The organism is Jonesia quinghaiensis DSM 15701, from assembly GCF_000423205.1.
GTDB lineage: Bacteria > Actinomycetota > Actinomycetes > Actinomycetales > Cellulomonadaceae > Jonesia > Jonesia quinghaiensis.
On the sequence record NZ_AUHN01000010.1, the window covers coordinates 1 to 15,986 of the forward strand.

General features: G+C 56.8%; 12 protein-coding genes. 7 read left to right on the forward strand and 5 right to left on the reverse strand.

The window, feature by feature from the left end:
- On the forward strand, positions 1-1,299 hold a 1,299-nt coding region (sucB, locus tag G538_RS0109505; RefSeq protein ID WP_029069140.1), incomplete at its 5' end, for a 2-oxoglutarate dehydrogenase, E2 component, dihydrolipoamide succinyltransferase.
- 127 nt (positions 1,300-1,426) lie between these two features.
- Complete coding sequence (locus G538_RS0109510; RefSeq protein ID WP_029069141.1) at positions 1,427-2,356, forward strand: TIGR01777 family oxidoreductase; 930 nt, start codon at positions 1,427-1,429, stop codon at positions 2,354-2,356.
- Positions 2,357-2,370: 14 nt separating this feature from the next.
- Here the strand turns inward: G538_RS0109510 and G538_RS0109515 are convergent, their stop codons facing one another.
- Together G538_RS0109515 and G538_RS16065 are read right to left on the reverse strand one after the other, a co-directional pair.
- Complete coding sequence (locus G538_RS0109515) at positions 2,371-3,762, reverse strand: hypothetical protein (RefSeq protein ID WP_029069142.1); 1,392 nt, start codon at positions 3,760-3,762, stop codon at positions 2,371-2,373.
- A gap of 72 nt (positions 3,763-3,834) precedes the next feature.
- Complete coding sequence (locus G538_RS16065) at positions 3,835-4,872, reverse strand: Gfo/Idh/MocA family protein (RefSeq protein WP_035834062.1); 1,038 nt, start codon at positions 4,870-4,872, stop codon at positions 3,835-3,837.
- A 78-nt stretch (positions 4,873-4,950) separates the two neighbouring features.
- Here G538_RS16065 and lipB point away from each other — a divergent pair, with 78 nt between their 5' ends.
- The 3 genes from lipB to G538_RS0109535 are packed head-to-tail and all read left to right on the forward strand — an operon-like array spanning position 4,951 to position 7,428.
- A complete protein-coding gene (gene lipB, locus G538_RS16070) occupies positions 4,951-5,622 on the forward strand; it encodes a lipoyl(octanoyl) transferase LipB (RefSeq protein ID WP_051196891.1) in 672 nt (223 codons plus the stop codon).
- A gap of 11 nt (positions 5,623-5,633) precedes the next feature.
- Positions 5,634-6,662, forward strand: a complete 1,029-nt coding sequence (gene lipA / locus G538_RS0109530) for a lipoyl synthase (protein WP_029069143.1) — start codon at positions 5,634-5,636, stop codon at positions 6,660-6,662.
- A 40-nt stretch (positions 6,663-6,702) separates the two neighbouring features.
- On the forward strand, positions 6,703-7,428 hold the full coding sequence (locus G538_RS0109535; RefSeq protein WP_029069144.1) for a DUF4191 domain-containing protein: 726 nt from the start codon (positions 6,703-6,705) through the stop codon (positions 7,426-7,428).
- A gap of 93 nt (positions 7,429-7,521) precedes the next feature.
- Here G538_RS0109535 and G538_RS0109540 read toward each other — a convergent pair whose 3' ends face one another.
- On the reverse strand, positions 7,522-7,968 hold the full coding sequence (locus tag G538_RS0109540) for an RDD family protein (RefSeq protein WP_029069145.1): 447 nt from the start codon (positions 7,966-7,968) through the stop codon (positions 7,522-7,524).
- 222 nt (positions 7,969-8,190) lie between these two features.
- On the opposite strand from G538_RS0109540, the gene glnA reads away from it, so the two are divergent.
- Both glnA and G538_RS16075 read left to right on the forward strand, forming a co-directional pair.
- Positions 8,191-9,615, forward strand: coding sequence for a type I glutamate--ammonia ligase (gene glnA, locus G538_RS0109545; protein WP_029069146.1), 1,425 nt, complete (start codon positions 8,191-8,193; stop codon positions 9,613-9,615).
- A gap of 401 nt (positions 9,616-10,016) precedes the next feature.
- Complete coding sequence (locus tag G538_RS16075) at positions 10,017-11,366, forward strand: AI-2E family transporter (protein ID WP_084618293.1); 1,350 nt, start codon at positions 10,017-10,019, stop codon at positions 11,364-11,366.
- Between the two features lie 12 nt (positions 11,367-11,378).
- Here G538_RS16075 and G538_RS0109555 read toward each other — a convergent pair whose 3' ends face one another.
- Both G538_RS0109555 and G538_RS0109560 read right to left on the reverse strand, forming a co-directional pair.
- A complete protein-coding gene (locus G538_RS0109555) occupies positions 11,379-14,513 on the reverse strand; it encodes a bifunctional [glutamine synthetase] adenylyltransferase/[glutamine synthetase]-adenylyl-L-tyrosine phosphorylase (RefSeq protein WP_029069147.1) in 3,135 nt (1,044 codons plus the stop codon).
- Positions 14,514-14,593: 80 nt separating this feature from the next.
- Positions 14,594-15,928, reverse strand: coding sequence for a glutamine synthetase family protein (locus G538_RS0109560; protein ID WP_029069148.1), 1,335 nt, complete (start codon positions 15,926-15,928; stop codon positions 14,594-14,596).
- Between the last annotated feature and the right edge of the window lie 58 nt (positions 15,929-15,986).

A 15,986-nucleotide genomic window follows, 5' to 3' on the forward strand; every position in this document is an offset into this window, starting at 1 on the left:
GGCGACACCGTCGAGGTCGATGAACCACTCCTGGAGGTATCCACCGACAAGGTAGACACCGAAGTTCCTTCACCTGTTGCCGGTGTTCTCGGACAAATCCTTGTCCAAGAAGACGAAACAGTTGAGGTCGGCGCTGTCCTCGCAATCATCGGCGACGGGTCACAACCCGCCCCAGCCGCAGCATCAGCTGCACCGGCCGCTGAATCAGCACCAGCGCCCGCAGCACAAACCCCAGCACCAGCCGCAGCATCGGCCGCCCCCGCAGCGTCCACGCCTGTCGCTCCTGCACCAGCAGCGCAGACTCCCGCTCCGGCTGAACCTGCTGCTCCTGCAAAGCCTGCACAAAATTCCGCGCTCAAGGGTGGTTACCTCACACCTCTCGTGCGCAAATTGGCTGCCGAGAAGGGCGTCGATCTCGCAACCGTCACTGGTACGGGAATCGGTGGGCGTATTCGTAAAGAAGACGTCTTGGCTGCAGCGGAGAAGGCAGCACCTGCTAGCCAACCTGCTCCAGCAGCAACAGGCTCCTCCGCACCATCAGGCGACAGCAAGAAGCCATCAACGATCTTGCCTGTCTCCGACCTTCGTGGAACCACCGAAAAAGCCTCTCGTCTGCGTCAGATCATTGCTGAGCGCATGGTTGAAGCACTGCAGACTCAAGCTCAGCTCACCACCGTCATGGAGGTGGATGTCACCAACGTTGTCCGCCTGCGGACCAAGGTGAAGGAAGCATTCAAGGAGAAGCACGGCGCGAACCTCACGTTCCTGTCGTTCTACGCCTTGGCAGCTGCAGAAGCGTTGAAGGCGTACCCCAAGATCAACGGGGTTTTGGCTGACAAAACAATCACTTACCCCGAGGCAGAACACATCGGCATCGCGGTAGACACTCCTCGTGGGTTGCTCGTGCCAGTTGTGAAGAACGCTGGAGACCTTGACCTCTCCGGTTTTGCCACATCAATTGCTGACCTTGGCGCACGCACCCGTGACAACAAGGTCAAGCCTGACGAGCTTTCTGGCGCGACGTTCACCATCACCAACACCGGTTCAGGCGGGGCGTTGTTCGACACCCCCATCGTTCCAGTTGGCACCTCAGCCATCATGGGCACCGGCACAATGGTGAAACGTGCAGCAGTCGTCAAGGGAGCAGACGGCGAAGACGTCATCGCTATCCGCACCTTCACCTACCTTGCTATCTCTTACGACCACCGTCTCGTTGACGGAGCGGACGCGTCACGCTTCCTCTCCGCAGTGAAGGCACGCATCGAAGAAGGCGCATTCGAGGGCAACCTCGGTCTGTGATGCACTCAATCACACACTAAGCACCACCTCACACAGGCGGGCATCAGGTAAAACTGATGCCCGTCTGTGGCATGTCGCTCACTCCTTCACCCGGCATCAACGGCTCAACCTGATTACTGTTGGAATCATGAACGACACTCGTACACCTCGCACCGTTGTGATTGCCGGCGCTAGCGGACTGATAGGACAAGCCCTATCCAGAGCGCTTCGGGCTCGCGGAGACCGCGTCATACACCTCACCCGTGCTGCCACTGGACGCACACATGCAGCTGATGGTCTCAGTACCGTCACCTGGGACCCAGCTCGGGGGTTTGTGCCCCAGCGTGTGATCGATTCAGCTGACGTTGTCGTGAACCTCGCTGGTGCAAGCATCGGCGGAAAGCGATGGGACAAGGCTTATAAGAAGAAAATTCTTGATTCCCGCGTTAAAGCAACCGCCACTTTAGCCCATGCTATCGCCCGGTCAGACACTCCCCCACGAACGCTCTTGCAGGCATCTGCTACAGGCTTTTATGGGTTCCCTGATAGCGACGTGGATGAGACGTCGTTCTCAGGCTCAACGTACCTTGCAGCTGTCTGCCGTGCTTGGGAAGCAGAAGCAAAATCAGCAATGACTGCTGGCGCCCGGGTAGTTTTCCTCCGCACCGGGATCGTCTTATCCCCGGAAGGTGGGGCGCTAAAGCAACTACTCCTCCCCTTGAAAATGGGAGTTGGTGGGCCACTTGGATCCGGGAAACAAGCATGGAGTTGGATCACTCTTGAGGATCACGTCCGTGCTTGCATGTTCCTCATGGACTCCCCTGAAGCGTGGGGGCCGGTCAACCTGGTTGCCCCGGGGACAGTCTCTAACCGGGTTCTTACCCAACACTTCGCAGAGGCATATCACCGCCCCGCGCTCTTTACCGTGCCATCCCCTGCGCTGCGCCTAGTTCTTGGTGAATTTTCACGAGAAATTACCCGTGGGGTCGTTGTTCAACCACGCATCCTTGAGGAACTTGGCTTCACGTGGCACCACCCCACTGTTGACAAAGCAGCGCAGTGGGCACGCACTCAATAGCGTGTGTTTAGCGTTTAGCTCTCTGATTCATCCGCCGTAGGTGCCGTCACCGAAGCAAGAAGCCAGTCGGCATCTTCCCTGTGGACAACGACACGTGCCTGCTCCTGGTAGGTTGCTTCCGTTGAATCCTCCCCCACTCCTGCAAGTGTTTGGTGGAGCTGGTAGTCCACTATCACAGTTGCAGTGTCCGGGGACAGGTCTTCCACGAGTGCGTCGGCGAATGTAACGTCTGCTTGGGAGACGGAGACTTTCTGTTGGCGTAATGACGCAACGAGATCAGCTGTTTGGGTTGCGATATCGCTGCCTTCCACAGCGAACGACGATGTATCAATCTCCGCAGTGGTGTCTTGCGTTTGATCAATGATGGTTGTGTAACGCAAGGTGATGAGGTCTTGCACCTCACTGACAGCAGTTTCTTCTTCTGCTGTCAGTTGGGGTGTCTCCTCAACGGCGACCACGCCGTCATCAGTTGTACTAGCCGGGGTGCGACGTGGGTCTGCACCAGATCCCCAGGTCATTGCGCCCCAGGTCACGCCCATCAGAACGATGGCGGTTCCTACGATGCCTGCAATGACAGGCACTTTGCGTTTACTGTGAGTTCCTTGGCCCGTGCGCTCACCTGGCGATGTTGTTGGTCGCGGTAGTGCTTGTGACTTACGTGCCGTCTCAGGTGACTCCGCGGGTCGCGGAGTTTCCGATGCAGAGGCTGGTTCCTCTGCTGTGTCATGGAGAGTCAGTGCAGCGTCACCCATCGCATGCGGACCGGCGTGCTCTATAACTGTTGTGAGTTGCTGACTCGCATGGAGTGCAACTCCATTGTCGATCAAACCTGCGCGCGCGAGGTCGGTGAGCACGGCACGTAGTTGCTCAACGATACCCATTGTTCGACGGCGCCCACCTTCCGTGACACCTGGGGTGCGCAATGTTGTCGTGTGGCTGATGAGGACGTTGTCATCTACGTCAAGCAGCAGATCCCCAGTAGCGAGGTGGTCAGGCTCATGCCCTAGCGTGCGCAACGTCATGATCGCAGTGACAAGTTGCGAGAGCACCGACACGGATCCAGCTGGGTCTGCTGGTCGTCGAGCAAGTTCCCTGGTCAGCGGCCGGGTCGGTTCCGTCACAAGCACAACTGCGGTGGTTAGTGCGATAGCGGCGTGGAGTGGCTCCACGTGCTCATGGTTACGGGACAGGTCTTGTGCGAGTTTTTCCCACGTGCCCGCTGCGTCTTTGGCTTGCTGTGCCTGTTCGTACCATTGGACGCGTAAGCGAACGGGTTCACCGTGGCGTTCGGCATCCAAAATGGTGCACGGCCCGTGAGGGGTCAACGCATGAGGGATGAGCACGTTATTAATCGTGATGCCGGCGTCAGCGAGGATCGCGACGTCCGCGTCATGGAGGTGGGACATGGTTACTATTCCACCTCATTGTGGGGGTCAATTTCCCCTTTTCCACAGTGCAGTGGTCCCCACTGTGAGGTGTTACCGCACCTGAGTGACTCTCTCAACGGTGTTGTGGTCAGCGCTGGTCTGCGCAAGGTCAAGAATATGTGCTGTGTACACGGCGTCCTGCGGATCGACAGGTGCACTTCGGTCACCAGCAAGCCACTGTTGCGATTCTCGGTAGAAGTCAGCGTGGTTCCCAGAAGCTGCCGGGACAGGAACAGTTTCGTTGCCTCGGCTCATCCACCCTTCGTGTTGCTCCGTGAGCACTACTGGGTCACTAAATGGCGTTGCTTCTCCTTCGAACTGGGTGACGCAATACGCGCCACGCGACCCCAGTACGCGTGTTCGCGGGCCTGGAGCGCCCACCAGCGCTCCGGCTTGGAGGCGCGACACAACGCCGTTTTCATGGGTCAATGTGAGGAAAACATCGTCATTTGCTGGTGTTGTGAGGGAGCGCACCGTTGCGTGAACGCTGCCTACGGGACCAAAGAGTTGCACTGCTGAATCAACGAGGTGGGCGCCAAGGTCGTGGAGGAGCCCACCAGAGGCTGGGTCGTTCTCTTTCCACCTATTTTTTGGTTCTGGGCGCCACCGTTCCCATCGCCGTTCAAACGTGTGAATGTCCCCTAGTTGGTGAGTGTCAACGAGGTGGCGAAGGGTGAGTTGTTCACGGTCCCATCGCCTGTTCTGGAAAACGGTGAGGGGAACGTTGTGTCGACTCGCGGCGTCAACGATGCTTTGCGCTGCTTGGGTGCCGACGGCAAGCGGTTTATCCACGATCACGGGGATGCCCGCTTCAATGAGTTGTGTTGCTTGATCGTGGTGTGTTGCGCTGGGGCTCACAATGATGACGACGTCGTAGTCATCACGTCGAGAAATGAGCTCTTCCACTGTGGACAAAATCTGCGGTGCACCCCAATCGTCACGCGCCTGGTTAGCCCGATCAGTGTTGTTGGTCACAACCGCGGTGACATTCCACCCTGCCTCCTGAAGGAGCGGGGTGTGGATCTGTCGACCTGCCATCCCATAGCCTGTCAACGCTGCGCGCGGGCTAGATTTCCGGAAGAAAGTCATAGAACCATCCTACTCAGCACAGCATCCACATGTCGGCCCAGTTCGCCCTGATGGTACGCCGGGGGTTACGGTGACGGTGTGGACACCGCTTCGCCCCATGCGACCATCCATTCCATCCCTTTCGCTGACGCGCTGACGCTTCAGCGGCAACTTCATGCCGCCGTTGTTGCAGGCACTGAGCCGCCAAGCGTCATATTTGTTGAGCATGAGGGCGTGTACACCGCCGGGAAACGCACCCGTGCGGCGGAAAAAACACTAGTACCCACCATTGACGTTGATCGTGGCGGAAAAATTACCTGGCATGGCCCAGGTCAACTCGTCGCATACCCCATAGTTCGCCTTGCCCCTCCGATTGATGTTGTTCGCTATGTTCGTGACCTCGAGGAAGCTGTGATGCGCAGTTGTGCACGCTTGGGTGTCGCCACAAAACGCGTGGAAGGTCGCTCCGGTGTGTGGGTCGCTAACCCTGCCGGGATGGACCGCAAGCTGTGCGCAATTGGGGTACGTGTTGCCCAAGGTGTTTCCATGCACGGGATTGCTTTGAACTGCAATAACTCGCTGGAGCCCTACCAACACATCGTGCCTTGCGGTATTAGTGACGCAGGCGTGTCAACACTGAGCCTCGAGGCTGGACACACCATTACAACTGATGATGCTGTCCCTATCCTTGACGAGGAACTACAACACCTCATTGGCCCCCTGACAACTGTTCGCTCCCTGGTGCATTGCGCACCACAGATCTCGCACTGAAGGAGAACTCCATGGCCATTCCCGCAGAGGGTCGTAAGATGCTGCGCATCGAAGCGCGCAACTCCCAAGTACCTATTGAGAAAAAACCAGAGTGGATTAAAACCAGGGCAACTGTTGGCCCTGAATACTCAGACATCAAATCACTGGTCAAGTCAGGAAATTTGCACACTGTGTGCGAAGAAGCTGGCTGCCCCAACATTTACGAGTGCTGGGAAGACCGTGAAGCAACATTCCTCATTGGTGGAGATCAATGCACACGACGGTGTGACTTCTGCCAGATCGACACCGGCAAACCTGCGGAATTTGATGCCGATGAGCCAAGACGCGTTGCGTTGTCCGTTCAAGAAATGGGTTTGCGGTATTCCACCGTAACCGGAGTGGCTCGCGACGACCTGCCTGACGGGGGCGCGTGGCTATATGCCGAAACTGTCCGCCAGATCCATGCCATGAACCCAACCACCGGTGTAGAACTTCTCATCCCGGACTTTAACGCGATCCCCGAACTCCTTGACCAGGTCAATGAGTCCCGCCCCGAGGTGTTGGCCCATAACGTGGAAACTGTTCCGCGAATTTTCAAAGCGATTCGCCCAGGCTTCCGCTACGAACGCTCACTGTCTGTCATTACCCGCGCCAGAGACGCAGGCCTGATCACAAAATCAAACCTGATCCTCGGAATGGGCGAAACAACAGACGAGATCGTTGAAGCAATGGTGTCCTTGCATGAGGCTGGATGCGACTTGTTGACAATCACCCAATATTTGCGCCCCACTCCACGCCACCACCCCGTGGATCGGTGGGTACGCCCAGAAGAGTTTGTGGAATTGTCGAACGAGGCAGAACGTATTGGATTCCTTGGAGTAATGTCCGGTCCCCTCGTTCGCTCGTCATACCGAGCCGGAAGGCTATGGGGCCAAGCAATGGGACGGCGCGGACTTCCCGTTCCAGAGGCTCTTGCCCACCTCAGCGAACCAACAGTGTCACGGCAAGAAGCCGCTTTCATCACCGCACATTCGCCCACGGCGAAAGCCCCTCTCGCCTGATGTGCGCTCAACCGCACAATCCCCGACTAGACTGGTAGCCATGGCTCGCAAGAACACCTCTGCCGATGTCCCTGCGGAAGGCGGCAAGCAGAAGAAACCGAAAAAGGTCCGTTGGTATCACCAGGTACACCAGGTGTACAAACTAACGGTGCAGCACGACCCTGCCACACGGTGGTGGATTCTCGGTTGGGCTGCCATCGTTTTGGCGGTCGCTGTCGTCGTTGGACTCTTGATTAACCAACTGATTTATCTTGTCATCGTTGGTTTGCCCTTCGCTGTGCTTGCTGGCATGTTCGTGCTGGCACGCCGCGCTGAAAAGGTGCAGTACGGGCTTCTTGATGGCCAAAAGGGCGCCTCCCGTGCCGTGCTAAACACGATTCGCCGTGGCTGGTCCTTCCCCGAAGAGCCTGTTGCGATGGATCCCAAGACTCAGGATTTGGTTTTCCGTGGTGTTGGGCGCCCAGGTGTTGTGCTCATTACTGAAGGCCCCGCTAAACGTGTAGAGCGCATGGTTGATAAAGAACAACGCCGGCTTCAGCGTATTTTGCCTGGTGTCCCTGTGACAGTTATTCAGGTTGGCCATGAAGAAGGTCAAGTTCCTGTCGCCAAGCTTGTGCGCACCGTTCAAAAGCTCAAGCCAAAGTTGACCAAAGCAGAACTTGGTGAAGTCAACAAACGCCTCATGGCATTGGGCCAAATGAGACTGCCCATTCCTAAAGGCGTAGACCCGATGCGTGCCCGGCCTGACCGTCGAGGTATGCGCTAATCCGACAATAGCTTTGATGCACCGCGTCTAGGCTTATGACTGTGGGGGTGTCACACGTTTGTGTGACACCCCCACAGTCATAAGCCGTCGTGGTCAGCGGCGAACAATAAATGTTCGGGCGGCCATGTCATGCAAGCCTCGCCCTGAGGAATCCCAGACCACGGCAGGAATGACAAGACTCAATAGAAGAGTACGAATAATCGCGGCGGCGAACCCCACATACCCGTTCGCTGTGTGCTCCGTACGCACACGTATGCCGCATAGACGGTGGCCGATAGTGTGCCCTAGCGTTGCGACCAGAATTATCGTCACACCAACAAATACTCCCAGTTGCCCCAGAGCATGCCCGTTAAACAGAAGCCAAGCAATCCCGCTAGCTACCAGCCAATCAATAATCAACGCAATGACGCGTCGGCCGAGCGGTGCAGGCGATCCAGGGCCCTGTTCAGGGATGTGATACCGACGAAGCGCCGCTTCTCGGCTTCCTTCTTGTGGTGTTTGCCCACCGAGCCAGGAACTGAAGTCTTTGCGTGAAGCCACTCACATAGACTACCCGCCATCTGATGAACACGACCTCACAAGGCAATGTGCTTCAGGTAACGTGGGAGAGGAACGTAGATCCACAGGGTCGGCTACCTGAATGTCACACAGAACGCGAATGTGTAACAACCGCGAAACATAAGGTACACCGCAGGGAAACCCCCACCCCGTAGATTCTTGTACAGCCCAGCATTGAGGGCACCACCGATCAAGGAGTAACGGATGTTCCAAACCCCCGAGGAAGCAATTGCCTTCCTGAAGGAAGAGAACGTCGAGTTCGTCGACGCACGCTTCTGTGACCTTCCGGGCCAGATGCAGCACTTCAACGTTCCGATCGAGCAATTCGATGCGGACGCATTCACCGAGGGCATGATGTTCGACGGATCATCGATCCGCGGTTTCCAGGCCATCCACGAGTCAGACATGAAGCTCGTGCCTGATGTTACGACGGCTTACATCGACCCTTACCGCAAGCGGAAGACGCTCGTCGTCAACTTCTCGATTGTGGACCCATTCACTGGTGAACCCTACTCACGCGACCCACGCAATGTTGCCCAGCGCGCCGAGGCGTACTTGAAGTCAACCGGTATCGCAGACACCGTTTTCTTCGGGCCTGAGGCAGAGTTCTACGCTTTCGACGGTATCCGTTACCAGACCACCCCCGGCTCAACACTGTACGAAATTGAGTCAGGCACCGCTGCGTGGAACATGGGCCGTGAAGAAGAAGGCTTCAACAAGGGTTACAAAACCCGTACCAAGGGCGGGTACTTCCCCGTTTCACCACTTGACCACTTCGCTGACTTCCGTGACGAAATCTGCGCTGACCTCGCTGCTGTCGGGATCGATGTAGAGCGCGCACACCACGAGGTCGGTACTGCAGGGCAGCAAGAAATCAACTACCGCTTCAGCACCCTCACCGCCGCTGGCGATGACTTGATGAAGTTCAAGTATGTTGTGAAGAACTCAGCATGGGCCCAGGGCAAGACTGTGACCTTCATGCCTAAGCCAATCTTCGGTGACAACGGTTCCGGTATGCACTGCCACCAGTCGCTGTGGAAAGACGGCAAGCCTCTGTTCTTCGATGAGAAGGGCTATGGCGGTCTATCTGACATGGCGCGTTGGTACATCGGTGGTTTGTTGAAGCACGCACCAGCAGTGCTCGCTTTCACCAACCCTTCCATCAACTCCTACCGTCGTTTGGTTCCCGGCTATGAAGCACCAGTGAACCTGGTGTACTCGGCTCGTAACCGTTCAGCAGCTATCCGCGTGCCTGTCACCGGTAACAACGCTAAAGCAAAGCGCGTTGAGTTCCGCGTACCAGACCCAACAGCGAACCCATACTTGGCTTTCGCCGCTCAGTTGCTTGCTGGTCTAGACGGAATCAAGAACCGCATCGAACCACCAGACCCAATCGACAAGGACCTGTACGAGCTCCCACCGGAGGAGTACACCCAAATCGCTAAGGTGCCAGAATCACTTGGTGAAGCACTCGAAGCACTCGAAGCTGACCATGACTTCTTGACCGTTGGCGGAGTCTTCCCTGAAGACCTCATCCAGACATGGATCGCTTACAAGCGTGAGAAGGAACTCGAGCCAATGAGCTTGCGTCCACACCCATACGAGTTCGAGTTGTACTACGACGTGTAAATCGTCATAGCTAATCGGCCTGCACTCGTTGGCCGTGATCGGTGCCAATAGTGCGGGCTAGATTGCACACATAGGGGCCAACCACACTTTTGTGGTTGGCCCCAATGGCGTTTCTTGAGTGCTTTAGTTTGTCCCGTGGCCGGTCTACAGGCGCTGGAAACGCCTCCGTATCCCCCACATGACCCATAGCGCCATTGCCACCAGTGTTTTGACGTGAGGTTCGTGTTGTCGCACGCGATGAAGTTCCCCCTCGTGAAGTTCATTGCAGCCTAGCAGGGCACCCCTCGTTACCCCTTGTTGTTTTCAACCGTGATCTTGTCGTATGCATGGAGTTTCCGCCGTCCACAAAAGACAGCTGGTGATACGGTCGAATCAATACCACCCTGCCCAAAGGAATTCTCGTGGACCTCAAGCGAATCTCTGCGTTTACCTCCCGCATGGTTGACGCCTCAAAACGCCTAGCTTTCGCGTCGCCAACAGAACGCGAAAAAGCCAGTGAACTCGGCTTGTCGCTTGATGAGGCACCTACTCCTCGCGACCCTGACGATTATTTGGCCTCTTCCAAGTTCGACAACGAGTACACCGGTGACTGGTTTACCTCACCTCGCCCGCCACGGTGGTTCATGAAAGCGTTATGGATCACGGTCATCACAATATTCGTTGCTATTTTCTTGTGGCGGGCGATGGGGTCACTCACTGGTTTGATCATTAACCTCGTGATTGCTTTGTTTTTGTCACTCGCCCTTGAACCAATGATTATTTGGTTTGTGCGCCGCGGGTGGAAGCGTGGCGCGGCAACTGCGGTCACAATCTTTGGTGCGCTCGTGACGGCTATCGTGGTGGTAGCAGTTTTTGGCCGAATGTTCATCGATCAGGCCACACAACTCATCAAAACTCTGCCTGACATGTACGATTCCATTGCCCTATGGATTGAACGGCGCACCGAGTATGACGTTCCTGAAATGAGTCAGCTCCAAAAGCAACTGATCGATCAAATTGGTTCTGCTGAGGCTGCGAACCAAGCTTTGGCTATTGGTGCCGGGTTGGTGTCGTTCCTCTTTAACCTCTCTGTTGTGCTGTTGGTTGCGTATTACCTGTGCGCTGCTGGCCCACGGTTCCGCGCGTCAATCTGTGCATGGCTGAGCCCAGCACATCAAACTGAGGTGTTGCGACTCTGGGACATCACGCAGCGCAAAATTGCTGACTATATCAACTCGCGTTTCCTGCTTGCCGCAATTTGTTCGTTCTTCACAGCGATATTCCTACAGATCATTGATGTCCCCTACGCCCTACCACTTGCTGTGTTCACTGGCGTGGTCTCACAGTTTGTTCCCACCATCGGTACGTATATCGGTGGCGCTTTACCCATTGTTTTTGCGTTGACAACAGGTAGTTTGACTGACGCGGTGGCCATTTTGATTTTCATTGTGGCGTACCAGCAAATCGAAAACCTGTGGTTGTCTCCGAAGATTTCGGCTCGTGCACTGGAACTGAATCCCGCTGTCGCCCTTATCGTGGTCCTTGGTTTTGGTGCTGTATTTGGCGCACTCGGCGCATTTTTAGCCTTACCTGTGGCCGCAACGATCACCGCGATCGCATCAACGTATTTGCGACGTCATGAGTTGATCGATTCAGAGATGCTCCGTGACCCGCGCGGTGTGGGACGCTCCTCGACGTCATCACCTGAAAAAGACTCTGAACCTCTCGAAGGATCTGAGGACAGCGATCCTGCTGGGACAGAAAGCCGGTAACGCGGGCGGTATCTACTCGTCAATTCCGTAAAATAGTCGTTCCATAACGTTTCGCGCCCGTCGCGCTGCCCGGAGGTAATCTTCCTCTACGAGGTGTGCACTGTCGCTGGTGTATCCCAGGACCCGCCCAACACCACCAAGTGACACCCGATCCTGCGGTAGAACATCCACGTGCGCACCTGTCGTGCGCCCCGACCACAGCACGTTCGCGTCCCGCAGATCAGACGCAAGTTGCCATGCATGGCGCAAAAACGTTGCGTCCTCTGGGGAGACGATTCCCGCGTCAGTTGCTGCCTGCAGAGCTCTCAACGTTTCTGTTGTGCGCAACCCCGAGACCCGATGCCCGTGTTCTAGTTGGATAAGTTGCACCAACCATTCCACGTCACTGATCGCCCCACGACCAAGTTTGAGGTGGTGGTTCGGGTGAACTCCGCGAGGTAGTCGTTCAGCTTCAACTCGCGCTTTGATGCGTCGAATTTCGCGGACCGTTGAAGACGGTATACCACCTTGTGGGTACCGTAGCGGGTCAATGAGTTCTGTGAACTGTTCCCTTAACTCGTTGTCACCAGCCACTGCGCGGGCGCGGAGCAGTGCTTGTTGTTCCCAGGGCTGGAACCACCGCTCATAGTATTCACGGTATGCGTCCAGTGATCGCACCAGTGGCCCGCTGCGGCCTTCGGGACGCAGGTCAGCATCAACATCGAGGCTGGGTTCGGGGTTCGCGTCGGTGAGGATTTTTTTCACCGCTGTCGCCAGTTGCAGTGCATACTGGTTCGCTACCTGTTCTTGTGCCCCATTGATGGGGTGGTACACAAACATCACGTCAGCATCGGACCCGTATCCCATCTCACGCCCGCCCATACGCCCCATGGCGATAATGGCGAACTGCGCTGGGACAGTGTCTAATGACATGGCTTGCGTTACTACGTGCCTCGCGATCCGCAGCGCACCATCCATGGTGACGTCCGCAGCATCGGTAATGCCGTGGGCGACGGCGCGTGGTTCGGTTAAACCCAACAATTTCGCGGTTGCGGTCCGCGCTAGTTCACGGCGTCTAATTGCCCTGATCAGGGTGGTTGCGGTTGCTGCGTCATCGGCACGCGTCAAAATTGCGTCAAGCTCACTGGCTAGGCGCTCTTTACTTCGGATCGTCACGTCTGTGTCATTATCGAGCCACGCAACAGATTCCGGTGAGCGCGATAGTGCGTCTGAAACATACCGTGAGGTAGACAGAAGATAAGCAAGCCGGTTTGCGACTTGCCCGGAGTCGCGCAGCATTTTGAGATACCAGTGGGTGGTACCAAGTTCCTCTGACAGGGTCCTAAACGCCAGCAACCCAGCGTCAGGGTCAGCTCCTTCAGCAAACCATCCCAACATCACAGGCAACAAATGCCGTTGAATGGAAGCCCTCCGTGTCACGCCGTCCGTCAGGGCGCTGATATGGCGCATCGCTCCTTCCGGATGCCGGTAACCAATAGCGCGCAAACGTGCTTGGGCTGCTTTGGGGGCTAGGGAGGCTTCGTCAGCGGAGAGGCGCGCGGTAGCAGGCAACAAAGGCCGGTAGAACATGTCCTCGTGGAGGGACCGGACATCGCGGCGAGTATTTTTCCACGCATTGACCACGGTCTTCGCCGAATCGCGGCGCATGTTCATGGCCCGTCCAAGAATTTCCAGTTCACGTTCCTGAGTGGGGATCAGGTGACTGCGGTGCATGCGACGCATTTGGATGCGATGCTCCATGGTGCGAAGGAGCCGATAGCACGAGGCTAAACGGGTAGCGTGCTCCCGCCCAATGTAGCCACCAGCAACGAGTTGCTCCAACGCAGTCAGCGTTGTAGCACTGTGAATCGTGTCATCGGATCGCCCATGGACCAACTGCAGGAGTTGCATCGTGAACTCAACATCACGCAACCCACCTTTACCCAGTTTGATTTGGCGTGCGGCTTCCTGGGCTGGAACATGCTCTTCAACGCGGCGACGCATCGCCTGCGCATCTTCGACGAAGTTGTCACGCTCCACGGCCGTCCACACCATGGGGTTGAGAACGTCAAGGTAGGCAGTTGACAACTCAGCGTCGCCAGCAACGTGGCGCGCTTTCAACAGGGCTTGGAACTCCCAGGTTTTCGCCCACCGTTCGTAGTAACTGACATGCGATGCCAGAGTCCGTACAAGCGGGCCATTTTTCCCCTCAGGGCGCAGAGCAGCATCGACAGGCCACAACGCTGGTTCTGTGCTCACACCAGAACACGCCACAGCAAGGTCTTGGGCGAGGGTTGCCCCCACCTCACACGCTTGGTCTTCAGTGTGCCCATCAGTTGGTTCCACGACGTAGATGACGTCAACATCTGACACATAATTCAGCTCACGGCCGCCACACTTTCCCATTCCCAACACACTGAGACGCACCTCAGTTCCGTGCGTAGGGTGGTTAAACCGTGCGATAGCGAGAGAAGCTTCCAAGGCTCCTGCAGCAAGGTCAGCGAGGGAAGCCGCAACGTCAGGCATGATGTCAGTGGGTTGCTCATGAGCCAGATCAGTGGCCGCAACTTTCATCAGTAGCCTGCGGTATTCGCGGCGCATCGCATCAATGTAATAGGTGGGGTCTTCAGGCAGCGCTGCACTGTCACACGTTTGCCCAGCAATTGGCGTCGTGGTAGCTGGGTCTGCGTCGACGGACTCTAGGAGCAAAGCCCGTATTTGCGCTTCGCTGAGAGCAGTACCGGGGGTTTCGTCAACAATGTCTTCGAGAAGTTCAGGGCGGCGAATGAGCTCATCAGTGAGCGCAGTAGACAACCCGACAAGTCCAATAAGTTGCCGCACACGCTGATTGATCACAACCGGTAGATTCGCTGGCGGCACTGGCGGGGTGTCTGGCTCCACCAAGTGCCTCAACGTTGCAGCGAGGCGCTGACTAGTCGCCACTGGTTGCTCCGAAATAGCCTCACACAAACGCACAATCCCCAACAATGCGTGGTCTTGATCAGCTGCGAGCGCTAGCGCGTCGAGGAGGGGGTGAGTTGCGGTGATGTCACCGAGGAGGGCGGTGAGTGCTTTGTCGGCGAGGAGGTTCTCTGCACGGCGGGCGTCGGTGAAGCCTAGGCGTACGAGGCGACCGGTGAGTGTGGTGGCGCGGGAAGGATCTGGCATGGTGTCAGGGGCGTGGGTCTCTGGGGTGGTGGGAGATGTGGCGAAGGCGCCGGCTGGTGTGCCGGCGCCTTCGTGGTGCATCAGAGGACTTGGAGTAGTCGGTTGATTTCGAATGGTGTGACTTGGCGTGCGTAGTCGTTCCATTCGGCGCGTTTGTTTTTCAGGAAGTAGTCGAACACGTGTTCTCCGAGGGTTTCTGCGACGAACTCGGAGTTTTCCATGATGTCGAGTGCTTCGTCGAGGTCTTCTGGGAGGGGGCGTATCCCCATGGCGCGTCGTTCGCCGTCGGTGAGGTGCCAGACGTCGTCTTCGGTGGCGTCGGGTAGTTCGTAGCCTTCTTCGATGCCTTTGAGTCCTGCTGCCAGGGTGATGGCGTAGGCAAGGTAGGGGTTGGCTGCGGTGTCGATGGCGCGGTATTCGATCCGGGTGGAGTTTGATTTACCGGGTTTGTACATCGGGACGCGGACGAGCGCTGAGCGGTTGTTGTGGCCCCAGCACACGTAAGACGGTGCTTCGGAGCCGCCCCATAGGCGCTTGTAGGAGTTGACGTATTGGTTGGTGACGGCAGTAATTTCTGCTGCGTGGTGGAGTAACCCGGCGATGAACTGGCGTCCTGTTTTGGACAGTTCGTATTGTGACTCGGGTTCGTGGAATGCGTTGCGGTCCCCTTCGAAAAGGGAGAAGTGGGTGTGCATGCCTGACCCTGGCTGCTCGGCGAGGGGTTTTGGCATGAAGGACGCGAAGACACCTTGTTCGAGGGCAACCTCTTTGACCACGGTTCTGAAGGTCATGAGGTTATCTGCTGTGGTGAGGGCGTCAGCGTAGCGTAGGTCGATTTCGTTTTGGCCTGGGCCAGCTTCGTGGTGGGAGAACTCTACGGAGATTCCCATGGATTCGAGCATGGTGATGACTTGGCGTCGGAAGTCGTGGCCTGCTGGCCGGGCGACGTGGTCGAAGTATCCGCCGTGATCGATGGGGACTAGTGGTCCGTTTTTGGTGGGTGTTTCGAAGAGGTAGAACTCAACTTCTGGGTGGGTGTAGAACGTGAAGCCTTGTTCGCTGGCTTTGTCCATGGCCCGTTTCAGGACGTTGCGTGAGTCTGCGAGGGACGGGGTGCCGTCCGGGTTGAGGATGTCGCAGAACATCCTGGCTGTTCCTTGGGTTTCGCCGCGCCATGGTAACAACGAGAACGTTGTTGGGTCGGGGCGGGCGACCATGTCAGCTTCGTAGACGCGGGTGAGCCCTTCAATGGCGGAGCCGTCGAACCCGATGCCTTCGGCGAAGGCTGACTCGAGTTCGGCTGGGGCGATCGCCACAGATTTGAGCATGCCCAGCACATCTGTGAACCAGAGACGTATGAAGCGTACGTCGCGCTCTTCTACCGTGCGTAGCACGAACTCTTGCTGCCTATCCATAGGTTCCATCTTGCCTGATGATGGGTTGATATACCGAGTGACCACGCGAAAAATCTCA